The organism is Pseudomonas sp. S44 (assembly GCF_016624805.1).
In the GTDB taxonomy this organism is placed as follows: domain Bacteria; phylum Pseudomonadota; class Gammaproteobacteria; order Pseudomonadales; family Pseudomonadaceae; genus Aquipseudomonas; species Aquipseudomonas machongensis.
In genome coordinates, this window is sequence record NZ_JACVTY010000021.1 from 31070 (window position 1) to 45775 (window position 14706).

The following is a 14706-nucleotide window of genomic DNA, read 5'->3' on the forward strand; positions in this document are numbered from 1 at the left end:
GCTCAGCCGCAGCTGGGCAGGTTCTTTTCCTGACGTTTGGCTTCGCCCCAGAGGGCATCCAACTCGTCAAGGTTACAATCTTCGATCGGTCGGCCAGTGTCGCGCAATGCCTGCTCGATGAAGCGGAAACGTCGTTCGAATTTACGGTTGGCGCGGCGCAGGGCGTTTTCCGGATCCTGCTTGAGATGACGGGCCAGGTTCACAGCGGCGAACAGCAGGTCGCCCACTTCGTCTTCCAGTGCCTGGTCATCGCCATCGGCCATGGCCTGCAATACCTCGTCGAGCTCCTCGCGGACCTTGTCCAGCACCGGCAACGCCTCGGGCCAGTCGAAACCGACGGTGGCCGCGCGCTTCTGCAGTTTGGTCGCACGCGACAGCGCCGGCAAGGCGCCGGGAACATCGTCGAGCAGCGAGAGCTGTTCGGGGGTGCTCTTCTCGGCGCGCTCCTCGGCCTTGATCTCTTCCCAGCGCGACTTGACCTGCGCCTCGCTCAAGCGCGGGATGTCGGGTGCGGCGTAGAGGTCACCGGTGGGGAACACATGCGGATGACGGCGGATCAGCTTGCGGGTGATCGAATCAACCACGCCGGCAAACTCGAAACGCCCCTCCTCCCGCGCCAGCTGGCTGTAGTAGACCACCTGGAACAGCAGGTCGCCGAGTTCGCCCTGCAACTGCGCGAAATCGCCCTGCTCGATGGCGTCGGCCACCTCGTAGGCTTCCTCGATGGTGTGCTTGACGATGCTGGTGTAGTCCTGCTCGAGATCCCAGGGGCAGCCGTATTGCGGATCGCGCAGGCGGGCCATGAGGTGGAGCAGGTCGTTGAGGGTGTAGGTCATGCTCTGGCAGGTCCTTAGGTGGCGCCCTCATCGCGGGGCAAGCCCGCTCCTACAGGGATCACGCTGCACCTGTAGGAGCGGGCTTGCCCGCGATGGGGGCGACGCAGTCTCAAGGCGTACGATTACGCCGCGTCTCGATGATGTTCGGCAACTGCGAGATCCGTCCGAGCAAGCGCCCCAGCGCATCCAGGCCTGGAATCTCGATGGTCAGCGACATCAGCGCGGTGTTGTCTTCCTTGTTCGAGCGGGTATTGACCGCCAGCACGTTGATCTTCTCGTTGAGCAGCACCTGCGAAACGTCGCGCAGCAAGCCCGGGCGGTCGTAGGCGCGGATGACGATATCGACCGGGTAGGTCTGCACCGGAATCGGCCCCCAGCTCACCTGGATCATGCGCTCCGGCTCCTTGCCCGCCAACTGCAGCACCGAGGCGCAGTCCTGGCGGTGAATGCTCACGCCGCGGCCCTGGGTGATGTAGCCGACGATGGCGTCGCCCGGCAGCGGCTGGCAGCAACCGGCCATCTGCGTGAGCAGGTTGCCTACGCCCTGGATCTGGATGTCGTTGCGCTTGCCCGATCGAGTCCCGCGCGCCGGGCGCGGCACCAGCTCGACCGGCTCGATACGCTCCGGCTCGAGCAACTGCTGGGCGGCGTTGACCATGTGCGCCAGGCGCAGATCACCGGCCCCCAGCGCAGCGAACATGTCCTCGGCGGTCTTGACGTTGGCCTTTTCCGCCAGGCGCTCGAAGTCCACCTGCGGCAGGCCCAGGCGGCTGAGTTCGCGCTCGATGAGGGTCTTGCCGGCAGCGACGTTCTGGTCGCGCGCCTGCAGCTTGAACCAATGGACGATCTTGGCCCGCGCACGCGAGGTGGTGACGTAGCCGAGGTTGGAGTTCAGCCAGTCGCGGCTCGGGTTGCCCTGCTTGCTGGTGATGATCTCCACCTGCTCGCCGGTCTGCAGGCTGTAGTTCAGCGGTACGATGCGCCCGTTGATCTTGGCGCCACGGCAGTTGTGGCCGATCTCGGTGTGCACGCGGTAGGCGAAGTCCAGCGGCGTGGCGCCCTTGGGCAGGTCGATGGCGTGGCCATCAGGGGTGAACACGTAGACCCGGTCCGGCTCGATGTCGACCCGCAGTTGCTCGGCCAGGCCGCCGATGTCGCCCAATTCCTCGTGCCACTCCAGCACCTGGCGCAACCAGGAGATTTTCTCTTCATAGTGGTTGGAGCTGGACTTGACGTCGGTGCCCTTGTACTTCCAGTGCGCGCAGACACCCAGCTCGGCCTCTTCGTGCATGCCGTGGGTACGGATCTGCACCTCGAGCACCTTGCCCTCGGGGCCGATCACCGCGGTGTGCAGCGAGCGGTAGCCGTTTTCCTTGGGGTTGGCGACGTAGTCGTCGAACTCCTTGGGGATGTGGCGCCACAGGGTGTGGACGATACCCAGCGCGGTATAACAGTCGCGGATTTCCGGCACCAGCACGCGCACCGCACGCACGTCGTAGATCTGGCTGAACTCCAGGCCCTTGCGCTGCATCTTGCGCCAGATCGAATAGATGTGTTTCGCCCGACCGCTGATGTCGGCCTTGACCCCGGTGGCCAGCAGCTCGTTCTGCAACTGGTTCATCACATCGCTGATGAAGCGCTCGCGGTCCAGCCGCCGCTCGTGCAGGAGCTTGGCGATCTGCTTGTACTGGTCGGGCTCCAGGTAGCGGAACGACAGGTCTTCCAGCTCCCACTTGATATGGCCGATGCCCAGGCGGTGAGCGAGCGGTGCGTAGATGTCGAACACCTCGCGCGCCACACGCAGGCGTTTTTCGTCATCGGCGGCCTTCACCGCGCGGATCGCGCAGGTCCGCTCGGCCAGCTTGATCAGGGCGACGCGTACGTCGTCGACCATGGCCACAAGCATCTTGCGCAAGTTCTCGACCTGCGCCTGCGAGCCCAGCACCAGCGACTGGCGCGGGCTGAGGCTGGCGCTGATGGCGGCCATGCGCAGCACGCCGTCGATCAGCTTGGAGACCACCGGGCCGAAACGCTGGCCGACCTCGGCCAGGGTGACCTTGCCTTCGCGGACCGAGCGATAGATCACGGCAGCGACCAGCGAGTCCTGGTCGAGCTTGAGGTCTGCGAGAATTTCAGCGATCTCGAGCCCCGCCTGGAAGCTCGACGTCCCGTCGGCCCAGGAATGCTTGGCCGGGTTGCCCTTCTTCTCGACTTCCTGGGCGAAATCGCAGGCCTCCTTGAGCGCCGTGCGATCCAGCGCCGAATCGACGCTCACCACATGATCCAGCCATGCTTCGAGATTGATACTGCCGTCGGTGTTGACCGGCTGGTGCACTCTCACCTGTACCATGTTTCGTTTACCTTTCCATACAGCGCACCTCGCGGGTGCACTGGCAATCAACCGTGCCGCTTCCCGTCCGTGGAAGCCGCACCAAGGGGCCAGCCGTTACTGGCCCACTTCGAATAACGCCATGGCCTCGACATGCGCCGTCTGAGGAAACATGTCGAGAATCCCGGCCCTTTTTAACCGGTACCCCTGGCCGACCAGCACCTGCGCGTCTCGCGCCAGCGTGGCGGGGTTGCACGATACATAGACCAACCGCCTGGCCTTCAAGCGTGCGATGCTTTGCACCACCTCGTAGGCACCGTCGCGCGGTGGGTCCAAGAGTACCGCAGAAAAGCCCTCGGCGGCCCATTCGGCACCTGCCAAAGACTGCGATAAATCGGCCTGAAAAAACCGTGCGTTATGCACATTGTTGCTCGCGGCGTTGGCGGCAGCCCGATCGACCATCGCCTGCACACCTTCCACCGCCACCACTTCACGGGCCTGGCGAGCCAGCGGCAGGGCAAAATTGCCCAGGCCACAGAACAGGTCCAGTACCCGTTCGTCCGGTTGCGGCGCAAGCCACGCCAGCGCCTGTTGGATCATCAAGGTGTTGACCTGGGCATTGACCTGCACGAAGTCGCCCGGTCGCCACGCCAGCTCCAGCCCCCAAGGGGCCAGGTCAAACCCAAGTGTCGCGGCGCCATCATGTGGCGCCGGCTCACCCTCGCCCTGCAGCCACAGTTGCGCACCCGCCTGCTCGCAGAACGCCTGCAGGCGCGCCAGGTCGTCGTCGGCCAGCGGCGCTACATGGCGCACCAGCACTGCCTCGGCGGTGCCGCTGAACAATTCCACATGCCCCAGCGCCTGAGGCCTGCTCAAGCTGCGCAGCACGGTCGGCAAATGTCGCAGGATGGTTTGCAAGGGTTGTACCAGCACCGGGCAATCGTCGATGGCGATGATGTCCTGGCTGGCTTCGGCGCGAAAACCGACCTGCAGCTCGCGCGCCTTCACATCCCAACGCACGGCGATGCGCGCGCGACGGCGGTAGCCGAATTCCAACCCGGCCAGCGGCGCGGCCCACTCATCAGGCTGCACACCGGCTACGCGCTGCAACTGCTCGGCGAGCAGGCGCTGCTTGAGCGCCAGCTGGCCCTCGTGGGGCAGGTGCTGAAGGTTGCAACCGCCGCAGCGGGCGTAATGCCGGCACGGCGCCTCGCGCCGCTCGGGGCTGGCCTGCAGCACGCGCTCAAGACGTGCTTCGACGATCTTGCCGCGGGCATTGAGCACCCGCGCCTCGACCGCCTCGCCCGCCAGGGCACCACTGACGAACCAGGTGCGCCCCTCGACAAAGGCGATGCCGCGTCCGTCACCGGCCAGGCGTTCGATGTCCAGGCGTTGTTTCTTGCCCACCGGCACCTGTGGGGTGCGGTCGCCGCCGGCTGGCTGGAAGCGCAGGCCGCTGCTGTTGCTTTTCTTTCTGGACATCAGGTCGCGTCGAACAGGCCGGTGGAGAGATAACGGTCGCCGCGGTCGCAGATGATCGCGACCATCACGGCATTTTCCACTTCACGGGACAGACGCAGCATCGCCGCGACCGCACCGCCGGAGGACACACCGCAGAAAATGCCCTCTTCGCGTGCAAGGCGACGGGTGGTGTCTTCGGCTTCCTGCTGGGACATGTCCACCACGCGATCGACGCGGGTGGCGTCGAAGATCTTCGGCAGGTATTCCTCCGGCCAGCGGCGGATACCGGGAATGGCCGAGCCTTCCATCGGTTGCAGGCCGACGATCTGCACCGCCGGGTTCTGTTCCTTGAGGTACTGCGAGCAGCCCATGATGGTGCCGGTGGTGCCCATGGAACTGACGAAGTGGGTGATGCTGCCCTGGGTCTGCTGCCAGATCTCGGGACCTGTGCTGGTGTAGTGGGCAATCGGGTTGTCGCCGTTGGCGAACTGGTCGAGCACCAGGCCGCGACCTTCGGCCTGCAGCTTTTCGGCCAGATCGCGCGCCCCTTCCATGCCCTCTTCCTTGGTCACCAGGATCAGCTCGGCGCCATAGGCGGTCATCGCCGCCTTGCGCTCGGCCGTGGAGTTGTCGGGCATGATCAGGATCATCTTGTAACCCTTGATCGCCGCCGCCATGGCCAGGGCGATGCCGGTGTTGCCGGAGGTCGCCTCGATCAGGGTGTCGCCAGGCTTGATCTGGTTGCGCAGTTCGGCGCGGGTGATCATCGACAACGCCGGACGGTCCTTGACCGAGCCGGCCGGGTTGTTGCCTTCGAGCTTGAGCAGGAGGGTATTGCTGGTCTGCCCGGCGATACGCTGCAGGCGGACCAGAGGGGTGTTGCCGACGCAATCGGCGATGGTTGGGTACTGCAAGGTCATGGGCGTGTTTCGCAATCAGGACGGCAGGGGCGCCTATCATACCGGCAAAGGACGCGCCGCCATATCACGCAATTGCTGGGAGATATAGCAGGTAGTTATATGGGTGACGAACCCTGCGCGGGCAAACTCGCGCTCGCAAGAACGGTGAAAGCCTTTTCAGCAGCAGGCTTACCTGCCAAGCCCTCGGTGTCGACACAAGGCAGGCGCATGCACAGCCGCAATCCCCGTTGCCCATTCTCGGCCCACAGCCTGCCGCCCTGACGCTGGATCGCACTGCGGGCGATACTCAGCCCCAGCCCAAAGCCTCCATCCCCGGGGCGCGAGCCGTCGAGCCGGGAAAACGGCGCGAAGATCCTTTCCAGATCGTCGTCATCCACCCCGCCGCCTTCATCTTCCAGGAACAACTGCCAGTGATTGCCCTCGCGCTGGCCACTCAGGCGCACCACCCCGTCGTGCGGTGAGTGGCGAATGGCATTGCGCAGCATGTTCTCCAGCGCCTGGGCCAGGTGGTTGAGATTACCCTCCACCCAACAGCTGGCCGGCAACGTGCACTGCAACCGCTGCGCGGCCCAGCCGCTTTCGTAGCAGGCATTCTCCACCAGCAGGTCCCACAGGGCCTGAAGCTGGATGGGCTCAAGGTTCATCGGCGCACGCTCGGCATCCTGCCAGGCCAGTTGCAGGGTGTCCTCGACCAGTTGCTGCATGCAATCGAGTTCCCGTTCGAGGCGTTCGCGCAGGCGTGCGACGTCGGTCTCGCCCTCGCAGGCCACACGCAGGCGGCTCAGTGGCGTGCGCATCTCGTGGGACAAGTCGCGCAACAGTTGCTGCTGCAGGGTTACCGTGCCCTGCAGGCGCTCGGCCATCTGGTCGAAGGCACGCGCCAGCTCGCCCAACTCGTCGTCACGACCGATCGTGCGCGAATCGAGCCGCGCCGAAAGCTGGTCGGCACGCCAGGCATTGGCCTGCTCGCGCAACTGGTTCAGCGGCACGATCAGCATCCGGTAGAGGCCCACGCACAGCAGCAGGGTGAACAGCCCCGGCATCACACCATTGGTGATGATCCGCCAGAACAACCGGTACTGGCCGGGGGTCAGGCGCTGGGGCAACTCGATCACCAGCATGCCCTGCTCGGGAGCCTGGGGGAACGGCAAGCGCAGCCAGGGCTGGTCGATGCTGCGCCTGCTCATCGGCCAGTCGACGCCGCGCAGGCGGGTCAGGCGCTGGATTTCCTCAGTGGACAAGCGAGCCCCGGCGAGCGGTCGCAAGTTGCCATCGAGCACCGCGATCCAGCCCGACTCACGCTGGCGCATGTCCAGCAACCAGCGCTCGAGGCCTTCCCGGCCGCCCTGGTTCCAGGCCTGCTCGGCCTCGGCGGCATAACCGCGCAACAGCTGCCGGGCAGGCTCGGACAAGAAGGCGTTCTGGGTTTCCATATGCCGGCCCCAGGTGTAGCTCAGGCCGATCATCAGCAGGCAGAAGCCCACCAGCAGCACCGCCAGCTTCCAGAACAGCGATCGACGATCGAGCATGCTCAGTCTGCCTCGCCGGCACAGAACACGTAGCCCTTGCCCCATACCGTGCGCACCTGGCGCTCGTGATAACCGATACCCTTGAGCTTGCGACGGATCTGGCTGACATGCATGTCCAGGCTGCGGTCATGGCGTGAATAGCCACGTTGCAGGACCTGCTGGTAAAGGAAGGGCTTGCTCAGCACCTCCTCCTGGCTGCGATTGAGGGTGTCGAGCAGGCGGTATTCACTGGGCGTAAGCCCCGCAGCCTGCCCGTCGAGCGTCACGTCGCAGGCTTGGTCGTCGAAATGCAGTTGCCCCGGCAAGACGTCACGCGGCGCTTGATGCCGGCGCTCCAGGGCGACCCGGCGCAGGATCGCCTCGATGCGCACGCGCAGCTCGGCCATGCTGAAGGGCTTGGGCAGGTAGTCGTCGGCACCGCGCTGGAAACCGCTGATACGGTCCGCCTCGGCCCCCAGCGCCGACATCAGGATGACCGGCGTGGCGCTGCGCCGGCGCAGTTGCGCCAGGGCGTCCAGACCGTTGAGCCCTGGCAGCAGGATGTCCAGCAACACCACATCGAAGGCCTCGCGGCCAGCAGTTTCCAAGCCTTCCAGGCCATTACGGCACCAGGTCACGCGGAAACCACCGCGCTGCAGCTCCTCGTGCAGGTAGGCGCCGAGCACCGGATCGTCCTCGATGGCGAGGATGCTTGAGTCGTGAATGGATACGGTATGCATTGGCATCTGCCATGAATTCTCAGTTGCGCGATTATTGGCGAGGGACGCCGTTCTGGCAACCGAGTGTCGACCAATGCCGTTGCCAGCGCCGCGCGCCATAAAAAACCCGCACAAACAAAGTGCATTACCGGTGCGTGCGGAGTAACGTTCTGCGGGATCCCGTCCACTCGCGACGGCCCGCACGCACATGACAGGAGACAGGTGTGCTCGATCGTTTGGGAATCAGAAGCCGCGTCCTGCTGCTGGCCCTACTGCCCGCCGGGCTGATGGCGCTGGTGCTGGGCATTTATTTCACCTGGTTGCAGCAGAACGAACTGCGCACCCAACTGTTGCAACGCGGCAAGATGATCGCCGAGCAACTGGCACCGCTCGCAGCCCCCGCCCTGGCCCAGGAAGCGCCAGCGCAGCTCGAGCGCATCGCCGCCGAGGCTTTGGAGCAGACCGATGTGCGTGCCGTGGCTTTCCTGGCCCCGGACCGTTCGCGCCTGGCCCATGCCGGCCCCAGCATGCTCAACCAGCCGCCCAGTGGCGGCACCGGTACGCAACTGCTGCAACGCACCGGCAACGACGCCACGCGCTACCTGATGCCGGTTTTCGGCCATCACCGCGACCTGGCCACCGAAGCCGTGCCCAACGAATCCGAGCGCTTGCTTGGCTGGGTCGAAATCGAACTGTCCCACGACGGCACGCTCCTGCGCGGCTATCGCAACCTGTTCACCAGCCTGCTGCTGATCTTTGCCTGCCTGAGCCTCACGGTGCTGCTGGCATTGCGCATGAGCCGGGCGATCAACGGCCCGATCGGGCGCATCAAGCACGCGGTCACCCAGCTCAAGGAGGGCAATCTCGAAGAACGCCTGCCGCCCATGGGCAGCGTCGAGCTGGACGAGCTGGCGGCCGGGATCAACCGCATGGCCGAAACCCTGCACAACGCCCACGAAGAACTGCAGCACAGCATCGACCAGGCCACCGAGGACGTGCGCCAGAACCTGGAGACCATCGAGATCCAGAACATCGAGTTGGACATGGCGCGCAAGGAGGCTCTGGAGGCCAGCCGGATCAAATCCGAATTCCTCGCCAATATGAGCCACGAGATCCGCACCCCGCTCAATGGCATCCTCGGCTTCACCCACCTGCTGCAAAAGAGCGAGCTCACGCCTCGCCAGCTCGACTATCTGGGCACCATCGAAAAGTCCGCCGACAACCTGCTGGGGATCATCAACGAGATTCTCGACTTCTCCAAGATCGAAGCCGGAAAGCTGGTGCTCGACAGCATCCCCTTCAACCTGCGCGACCTGATCCAGGACACCCTGACCATCCTCGCCCCGGCGGCCCACGCCAAGCAGCTGGAGCTGGTCAGCCTGGTGTACCGCGACACGCCTCTGTCGCTGGTTGGCGATCCGCTGCGGCTCAAGCAGATCCTCACCAACCTGGTAAGCAACGCCATCAAGTTCACCCGCGAAGGCACGATCGTCGTGCGCGCCATGGTCGAAGACGAGCACGAAGACACCGCGCAACTGCGCATCAGCGTGCAGGACACCGGCATCGGCCTGTCACCGGCGGACGTGCGCACCCTGTTCCAGGCCTTCAGCCAGGCCGACAACTCGCTGTCGCGCCAACCTGGCGGCACCGGCCTTGGCCTGGTGATCTCCAAGCGCCTGATCGAACAGATGGGTGGCGAGATCGGCGTCGACAGCACGCCGGGCGAAGGCTCGCAGTTCTGGATCAACCTGAGCCTGCCCAAGGCCCACGACGACGCCGAGGAAATGCCCCTGCAAGCGTTGCTGGGCCGTCGCGCAGCGATCGTCGACGGCCACGAACTGGCCCGTCAGGCCCTGGAACACCAGCTTGAAGACTGTGGCTTGAGCGTCAGCCTGTTCTCGTCGTTCGAGCAGTTGCTGCAAGGCGTACAGGCCGCCAGCCAGGCCGGCCAACCCTTCGAATTCGCCGTGCTTGGCGCCAACCTGGGCAACCTCTCGCCCGACCAGCTCGGCCAGTATCACCAACAACTCGAACGCCTGGGCTGCCAGTGCGTGGTGCTGTGCCCGACCACCGAGCAGGCGCTGTATCACCCGTTCCTGCCCAATGCCCATGGCCAATTGCTGTCCAAGCCCACCTGCACCCGCAAGTTGCGCCGCCTGCTGCTGGAACTGGTGCAACCGACCCGCCCCAGCAGCGAACCGCGGCACACTGCCGGCTCGCGGGTGCCAAGGATCCTCTGTGTCGACGATAACCCGGCCAACCTGCTGCTGGTGCAGACCCTGCTCGAAGGCATGGGCGCCGCAGTCGTGGCGGTAGACAGCGGCTTCGCGGCAGTCCAGGCCGTGCAGGACGAACCCTTCGACCTGGTGCTGATGGATGTGCAGATGCCCGGCATGGACGGCTGCGCCTGCACCGAGCAGATCCGTCGCTGGGAAGCCAGCCAGAGTGGCCCGCCCCTGCCTATCGTCGCCCTGACAGCCCACGCCATGGCCAACGAAAAGCGCGCCCTGCTGCACAGTGGCATGGATGACTACCTGACCAAGCCGATCAGCGAGCGCCAGCTGGCCCAAGTGGTGATGAAATGGACCGGCCTGAGCCTCGGTACGCCCTCACTGGACCGCGCCACTGAACGTTTTCCCGATGGCAACGAGCTCAAGGTGCTCGACCACGAAGAGGGTTTGCGCCTGGCGGCCGGCAAAGCGGACCTGGCCGCCGACATGCTGGCGATGCTGCTGGCCTCGTTGGAAGGTGATCGCCAGGCCATCCGCAGCGCCCGCGAACAAGGCGATCGTTCGGCGATGATCGAGCGCGTTCACCGCCTCAACGGCGCTTCGCGCTATTGCGGCGTCCCACAATTGCGGGCCGCCTGTCAGCGCAGCGAGACGCTGCTCAAGCAGGACAGCCCTCAGGCATTGCAGGCGCTGGATGACCTGGAGCGCGCCATCCACCGGCTGGCGGAGCAGGCGCACCTGCGTGCCTGATCGTCGACGACACACCGAAGGAATCCCCACCATGCGCGTCCTGTTGTTCAGCAGCCAGCACTACGACCAGGAAAGCTTCACCCAGGCCGCGGCCAGCAGCGCGCTGGAGCTGCATTTCCAGTCCGCTCGCCTCACCCCGGACACCGCCCCACTGGCCCAGGGCTTCGAGGTAGTCTGCGCCTTCATCAACGACGATCTGGGCGCCGAAGTCCTGCAACGCCTGGCCAGCAGTGGTACACGGCTGATCGCCCTGCGTTCGGCGGGCTACAACCATGTCGACCTGGCGGCTGCAGCACACCTTGGGCTGACGGTGGTGCGCGTCCCAGCTTATTCGCCGCACGCCGTGGCCGAGCACGCGGTAGCGCTGATCCTGGCCCTCAACCGCCGCCTGCACCGCGCCTACAACCGCACCCGCGAAGGCGATTTCACCTTGCATGGCCTGACCGGCTTCGACCTGCACGGCAAGACCGTGGGCGTGGTCGGCACCGGGCAGATCGGTGCTGCGTTCGCCCGCATCATGGCCGGCTTCGGCTGCCAGTTGCTGGCCTACGACCCCTACCCCAACCCCGAGCTGCTGGCCCTCGGTGCCCGCTATCTGGAACTGCCCGAACTGCTTGGCCAGGCACGGATCATCAGCCTGCATTGCCCGCTCACCGAGCATACCCGTCATCTGATCAACGCCGAGAGCCTCGCGCGCCTGCAGCCCGGTGCCATGCTGATCAACACCGGGCGCGGTGCGCTGGTCGATACCCCGGCGCTGATCGACGCGCTCAAGAGCGGCCAGCTCGGCTACCTGGGCCTGGATGTCTATGAAGAAGAGGCGCAACTGTTCTTCGAGGACCGCTCCGACCTACCACTGCAGGACGATGTGCTGGCCCGGCTGCTGACCTTCCCCAACGTGATCGTCACCGCGCACCAGGCGTTTCTGACCCGCGAAGCGCTGGAAGCGATTGCCGCGACCACCCTGGACAACATCGCCCGCTGGGCAGCAGGCGATGCGCAAAACACGGTCACAGGGTAGGATACGCGGCATTTCTGGAGGACCCATGGTCGAGCACGATTTCCGCTACACCCTTTTCAACCCGCAACACACCCTGATCGAATGCCGCGCGCTGGTGCCAGGCCGCTACCAGGTAACCGGCAACGGCGGATCGATGCACAAAGGCGACGTCCTGCTGGTGACGCTCAAAGGCAGCAAGGACCTGTCCATGCGCCTGACCGTCGAGAGCGTTCGCCACCTGATCAACCCGCGCGGCCAGTGGGTTGCCGTGGCCAGCGGCCCGGTGTTCAACGAACTGGAAATCCTCACCTGGCAGGTCAAGTGCGACAGCTGCGAGGCCCTGCTCGACTTCGAGTTCGCCGTCGATGCCAAGCTCGGCAAGAAGGCCCGCCAGCCCGCTGCCAATGCACGCATCGCAGAACTGGGCTGGAGCAGCCAGGGCGAGCGCCACCTGTGCCGCAACTGTCAGGGAAGCGCCCAGTGAAACACCTGTTGATCTGCGCCGCGCTACTCGGCGGCCTGTTCGGCTGCGCGGCGCAGCCTTCCAAACTGCAGCAGGAGCGCAGCTATGTGCTGGAGTGGATCGGCGAACGCCCGCTGATCGACTACAGCCACCTGACCCTCACCCTGGCCGATGATGGCCGCGCCTATGGCAATGCCGGCTGCAACCATTGGTTCGCCAGCTATACCCTGGACGGCGACCAATTGAGCTTCGGCAAGGTCGGCAAGACCCGCAAGCTGTGTGCACCGGCATTGATGGAGCAGGAGCAGCGCTTCCTCCAGGCCCTGGAAACGGTGCAGCGCTGGGATGTGTCGGCGATCGAGCAGATCCGCTTCTGGCCGGCCGAAGGCAAGCCGCTGCGCTTCTGGCCTGAGGAAGGCTGAAGTGCATCGGGGCCGCTGCGCGGCCCATTCGCGGCACGAGGCCGCTCCCACAAGTAACACCGCAGTATTCAGAAGTTGCGGAGCTCTTGTAGGAGCGGCCTCGTGCCGCGAATGGGCTGCGAAGCAGCCCCGACAACAGGTCAGGCGCCGCCCTTGAGCGTCTTGATCTTCGCCTGCAGCCCTTCGAGCGTCTGCTCACCGAGCAACTGCTCACGCACCTTGCCCTTGTCGTCGATGATGTAGGTCACCGGCAGTGCTTCGCTGCGAGGCAGCTCGTAACGCTCGGCCGGGTCCTGGGCCAGCACGGTGAAGTCGATGCCCAGGGCCTGCACGGCCTGCTTGAGGTCGTCGCCCTGCAGCCCGTCGAAGTTCACCCCTACCACCTTGATGCCCTGGGCAGACCATTGCTTGGCCGCCGTGTTCAGTTCGGGGATCTCGGTGCGGCAAGGTCCGCACCACTCGGCCCAGTAGTTGAGCACCAGCCAGTGCCCGTCGATCTGCTCGGCCTTCACCATATTGCCGTGCTGGTCCACGCCGTAGTCCGCACCGCAGCCGCCGAGCAAAAGGCTCGCGGTGATGGCCAGTGCAGCTGCCAAACGCCTTGCCATGGGTCAATCCTTCTCGAAGTTTTAAGGCATGAAATGTCGGTCGCTGCGGTTAGAATAGCCGCCACACCCAGCTGGATGCGACCCGTCATGACCGATTTGACCCTCTATCATAACCCGCGCTGCTCCAAATCCCGCGGTGCCCTTGAACTGCTGGAAGAACGCGGCCTGGCCCCGACCGTGGTGCGCTATCTCGAAACCCCGCCCGACGCCGCCACGCTCAAGGCGCTGCTTGGCAAGCTCGGCATCGGCGCGCGCCAGTTGTTGCGCAGCGGCGAAGACGAATACAAGGCCCTGGACCTGGCCAACCCCGCGCTCACCGATGCGCAGCTGATCGACGCCATGGTCCAGCATCCGAAACTGATCGAACGCCCGATCCTGGTCGCCGGCGACAAGGCCGTGATCGGTCGGCCCCCCGAGAAAGTCCTGGAGATCCTGCCGTGAACGATCCATTCATCCTGGTCCTGTACTACAGCCGCCACGGCTCCACCAGCGAGATGGCCCGGCACATCGCCCGCGGTGTCGAGATGGCGGGCCTGGAAGCGCGCCTGCGCACGGTGCCGGCGATTTCCACCGAGTGCGAAGCCGTGGCGCCGGACATCCCCGCCAGCGGCGCGCTCTACGCCACGCTGGACGACCTGCGCCACTGCGCGGGGCTTGCCTTGGGCAGCCCGACCCGCTTCGGCAACATGGCCGCGCCGCTCAAGTACTTCCTCGACGGCACCAGCAGCCTGTGGCTAGGCGGTGAACTGGTCGGCAAGCCTGCGGCGGTGTTCACCTCCACTGCCAGCCTGCATGGCGGCCAGGAAACCACCCTGCTGTCGATGCTGCTGCCGCTGATGCACCACGGCATGCTGGTCACTGGCCTGCCCTATAGCGAATCGGCCCTGCTCGAAACCCGTGGCGGCGGCACGCCCTACGGCGCCAGCCATCATGCCGGTGCCGATGGCAAGCGCGAGCTGGACCAACACGAGATCGCCCTGTGCAGGGCGCTCGGCCAACGGCTGGCCAACACGGCCAAGGCCCTGGGTGGCGAGCGTGGCTAGAAAGCCCAAGGTCCTGCCTGCACTCGACTGGCTGGCCCCGCGCCTGCGCCTGACCCGGGCGCTGAGCCTGGCCTGCTTCTTCGGCCTGATCGCCTTGCTGGTGGTGAACAACCTGTGGTTCGCCGACCTGCATGGGGCGCGGGTCGAAGTGATCCTGGCCATCGAGCTGATTCCGCTACTGCTGTTACTGCCAGGCATGCTCAGCGGCAGCGCCCGGGCGCATGCCTGGACCTGCTTTGTGGTGAACATCTATTTCATCAAGGGCGTGCTGGCAGCGTTCGACCCGGCTCGGGCGCTGTTTGGCTGGATCGAGGTGCTGGTGAGCCTGGGGTTGTTCGTCAGCGGGTTGCTGTACGTGCGCTGGAAGTTTCAGTTCGAGCGGCGGATGGCCGGGGAAGGTAGCTGAGCTCAGTGTT

General features: G+C 65.2%; 14 protein-coding genes. 7 read left to right on the top strand and 7 right to left on the bottom strand.

Features of this window, described 5'->3' with window-relative positions:
• Positions 1-2: 2 nt before the first annotated feature.
• The 6 genes from mazG to IAE40_RS16485 all read right to left on the bottom strand — a co-directional run bounded on the left by mazG (position 3) and on the right by IAE40_RS16485 (position 7794).
• The gene (gene mazG, locus IAE40_RS16460) at positions 3-836 is read right to left on the bottom strand and encodes a nucleoside triphosphate pyrophosphohydrolase (RefSeq protein ID WP_153774386.1); all 834 of its coding nucleotides are present in this window, start codon (positions 834-836) and stop codon (positions 3-5) included.
• A gap of 109 nt (positions 837-945) precedes the next feature.
• Positions 946-3186 (bottom strand): GTP diphosphokinase, encoded by a 2241-nt coding sequence (gene relA / locus IAE40_RS16465; protein ID WP_054892897.1) that lies wholly within the window; start codon positions 3184-3186, stop codon positions 946-948.
• Positions 3187-3282: 96 nt separating this feature from the next.
• Positions 3283-4647, bottom strand: coding sequence for a 23S rRNA (uracil(1939)-C(5))-methyltransferase RlmD (gene rlmD / locus IAE40_RS16470; RefSeq protein ID WP_200603547.1), 1365 nt, complete (start codon positions 4645-4647; stop codon positions 3283-3285).
• Positions 4647-5546, bottom strand: a complete 900-nt coding sequence (gene cysM / locus IAE40_RS16475) for a cysteine synthase CysM (protein WP_054892899.1) — start codon at positions 5544-5546, stop codon at positions 4647-4649. Before cysM ends, rlmD begins: the two co-directional genes overlap by 1 nt.
• Positions 5547-5641: 95 nt before the next feature.
• Entirely contained in the window at positions 5642-7075 is a 1434-nt protein-coding gene (locus tag IAE40_RS16480; protein ID WP_197893058.1) for a sensor histidine kinase, read from the bottom strand.
• 2 nt (positions 7076-7077) lie between these two features.
• The gene (locus tag IAE40_RS16485) at positions 7078-7794 is read right to left on the bottom strand and encodes a response regulator transcription factor (protein ID WP_054892900.1); all 717 of its coding nucleotides are present in this window, start codon (positions 7792-7794) and stop codon (positions 7078-7080) included.
• A gap of 203 nt (positions 7795-7997) precedes the next feature.
• Here IAE40_RS16485 and IAE40_RS16490 point away from each other — a divergent pair, with 203 nt between their 5' ends.
• From IAE40_RS16490 to IAE40_RS16505, 4 genes are read left to right on the top strand one after another with little or no spacing between them, the layout of a single operon-like run.
• Positions 7998-10754, top strand: coding sequence for a response regulator (locus IAE40_RS16490; RefSeq protein ID WP_197893056.1), 2757 nt, complete (start codon positions 7998-8000; stop codon positions 10752-10754).
• 31 nt (positions 10755-10785) lie between these two features.
• Positions 10786-11775 (top strand): 2-hydroxyacid dehydrogenase, encoded by a 990-nt coding sequence (locus IAE40_RS16495; protein ID WP_200603548.1) that lies wholly within the window; start codon positions 10786-10788, stop codon positions 11773-11775.
• Between the two features lie 25 nt (positions 11776-11800).
• Entirely contained in the window at positions 11801-12238 is a 438-nt protein-coding gene (locus IAE40_RS16500; RefSeq protein ID WP_197893054.1) for a hypothetical protein, read from the top strand.
• Complete coding sequence (locus IAE40_RS16505; RefSeq protein ID WP_197893052.1) at positions 12235-12639, top strand: META domain-containing protein; 405 nt, start codon at positions 12235-12237, stop codon at positions 12637-12639. Before IAE40_RS16500 ends, IAE40_RS16505 begins: the two co-directional genes overlap by 4 nt.
• Before the next feature lie 140 nt (positions 12640-12779).
• Here IAE40_RS16505 and IAE40_RS16510 read toward each other — a convergent pair whose 3' ends face one another.
• The gene (locus IAE40_RS16510) at positions 12780-13247 is read right to left on the bottom strand and encodes a TlpA disulfide reductase family protein (RefSeq protein WP_200603549.1); all 468 of its coding nucleotides are present in this window, start codon (positions 13245-13247) and stop codon (positions 12780-12782) included.
• Positions 13248-13334: 87 nt separating this feature from the next.
• Here IAE40_RS16510 and arsC point away from each other — a divergent pair, with 87 nt between their 5' ends.
• Genes arsC through IAE40_RS16525 form a run of 3 tightly spaced genes read left to right on the top strand, consistent with a single transcriptional unit; the run spans position 13335 to position 14696 of the window.
• A complete protein-coding gene (gene arsC, locus IAE40_RS16515) occupies positions 13335-13688 on the top strand; it encodes an arsenate reductase (glutaredoxin) (protein ID WP_054892906.1) in 354 nt (117 codons plus the stop codon).
• Complete coding sequence (wrbA, locus tag IAE40_RS16520; protein ID WP_054892907.1) at positions 13685-14290, top strand: NAD(P)H:quinone oxidoreductase; 606 nt, start codon at positions 13685-13687, stop codon at positions 14288-14290. Before arsC ends, wrbA begins: the two co-directional genes overlap by 4 nt.
• On the top strand, positions 14283-14696 hold the full coding sequence (locus IAE40_RS16525) for a DUF2069 domain-containing protein (RefSeq protein WP_065861389.1): 414 nt from the start codon (positions 14283-14285) through the stop codon (positions 14694-14696). Before wrbA ends, IAE40_RS16525 begins: the two co-directional genes overlap by 8 nt.
• Positions 14697-14706 lie beyond the last annotated feature (10 nt).

Bases quoted from the DNA above. Each gene is read 5' to 3' on its own strand.
- IAE40_RS16480 (WP_197893058.1), bottom strand. From the start codon at position 7,075: ATGCTCGATCGTCGATCGCTGTTCTGGAAGCTGGCGGTGCTGCTGGTG.
- mazG (WP_153774386.1), bottom strand. From the start codon at position 836: ATGACCTACACCCTCAACGACCTGCTCCACCTCATGGCCCGCCTGCGC.
- cysM (WP_054892899.1), bottom strand. From the start codon at position 5,546: ATGACCTTGCAGTACCCAACCATCGCCGATTGCGTCGGCAACACCCCT.
- IAE40_RS16495 (WP_200603548.1), top strand. From the start codon at position 10,786: ATGCGCGTCCTGTTGTTCAGCAGCCAGCACTACGACCAGGAAAGCTTC.
- rlmD (WP_200603547.1), bottom strand. From the start codon at position 4,647: ATGTCCAGAAAGAAAAGCAACAGCAGCGGCCTGCGCTTCCAGCCAGCC.
- arsC (WP_054892906.1), top strand. From the start codon at position 13,335: ATGACCGATTTGACCCTCTATCATAACCCGCGCTGCTCCAAATCCCGC.
- IAE40_RS16500 (WP_197893054.1), top strand. From the start codon at position 11,801: ATGGTCGAGCACGATTTCCGCTACACCCTTTTCAACCCGCAACACACC.
- relA (WP_054892897.1), bottom strand. From the start codon at position 3,186: ATGGTACAGGTGAGAGTGCACCAGCCGGTCAACACCGACGGCAGTATC.
- IAE40_RS16510 (WP_200603549.1), bottom strand. From the start codon at position 13,247: ATGGCAAGGCGTTTGGCAGCTGCACTGGCCATCACCGCGAGCCTTTTG.
- IAE40_RS16485 (WP_054892900.1), bottom strand. From the start codon at position 7,794: ATGCATACCGTATCCATTCACGACTCAAGCATCCTCGCCATCGAGGAC.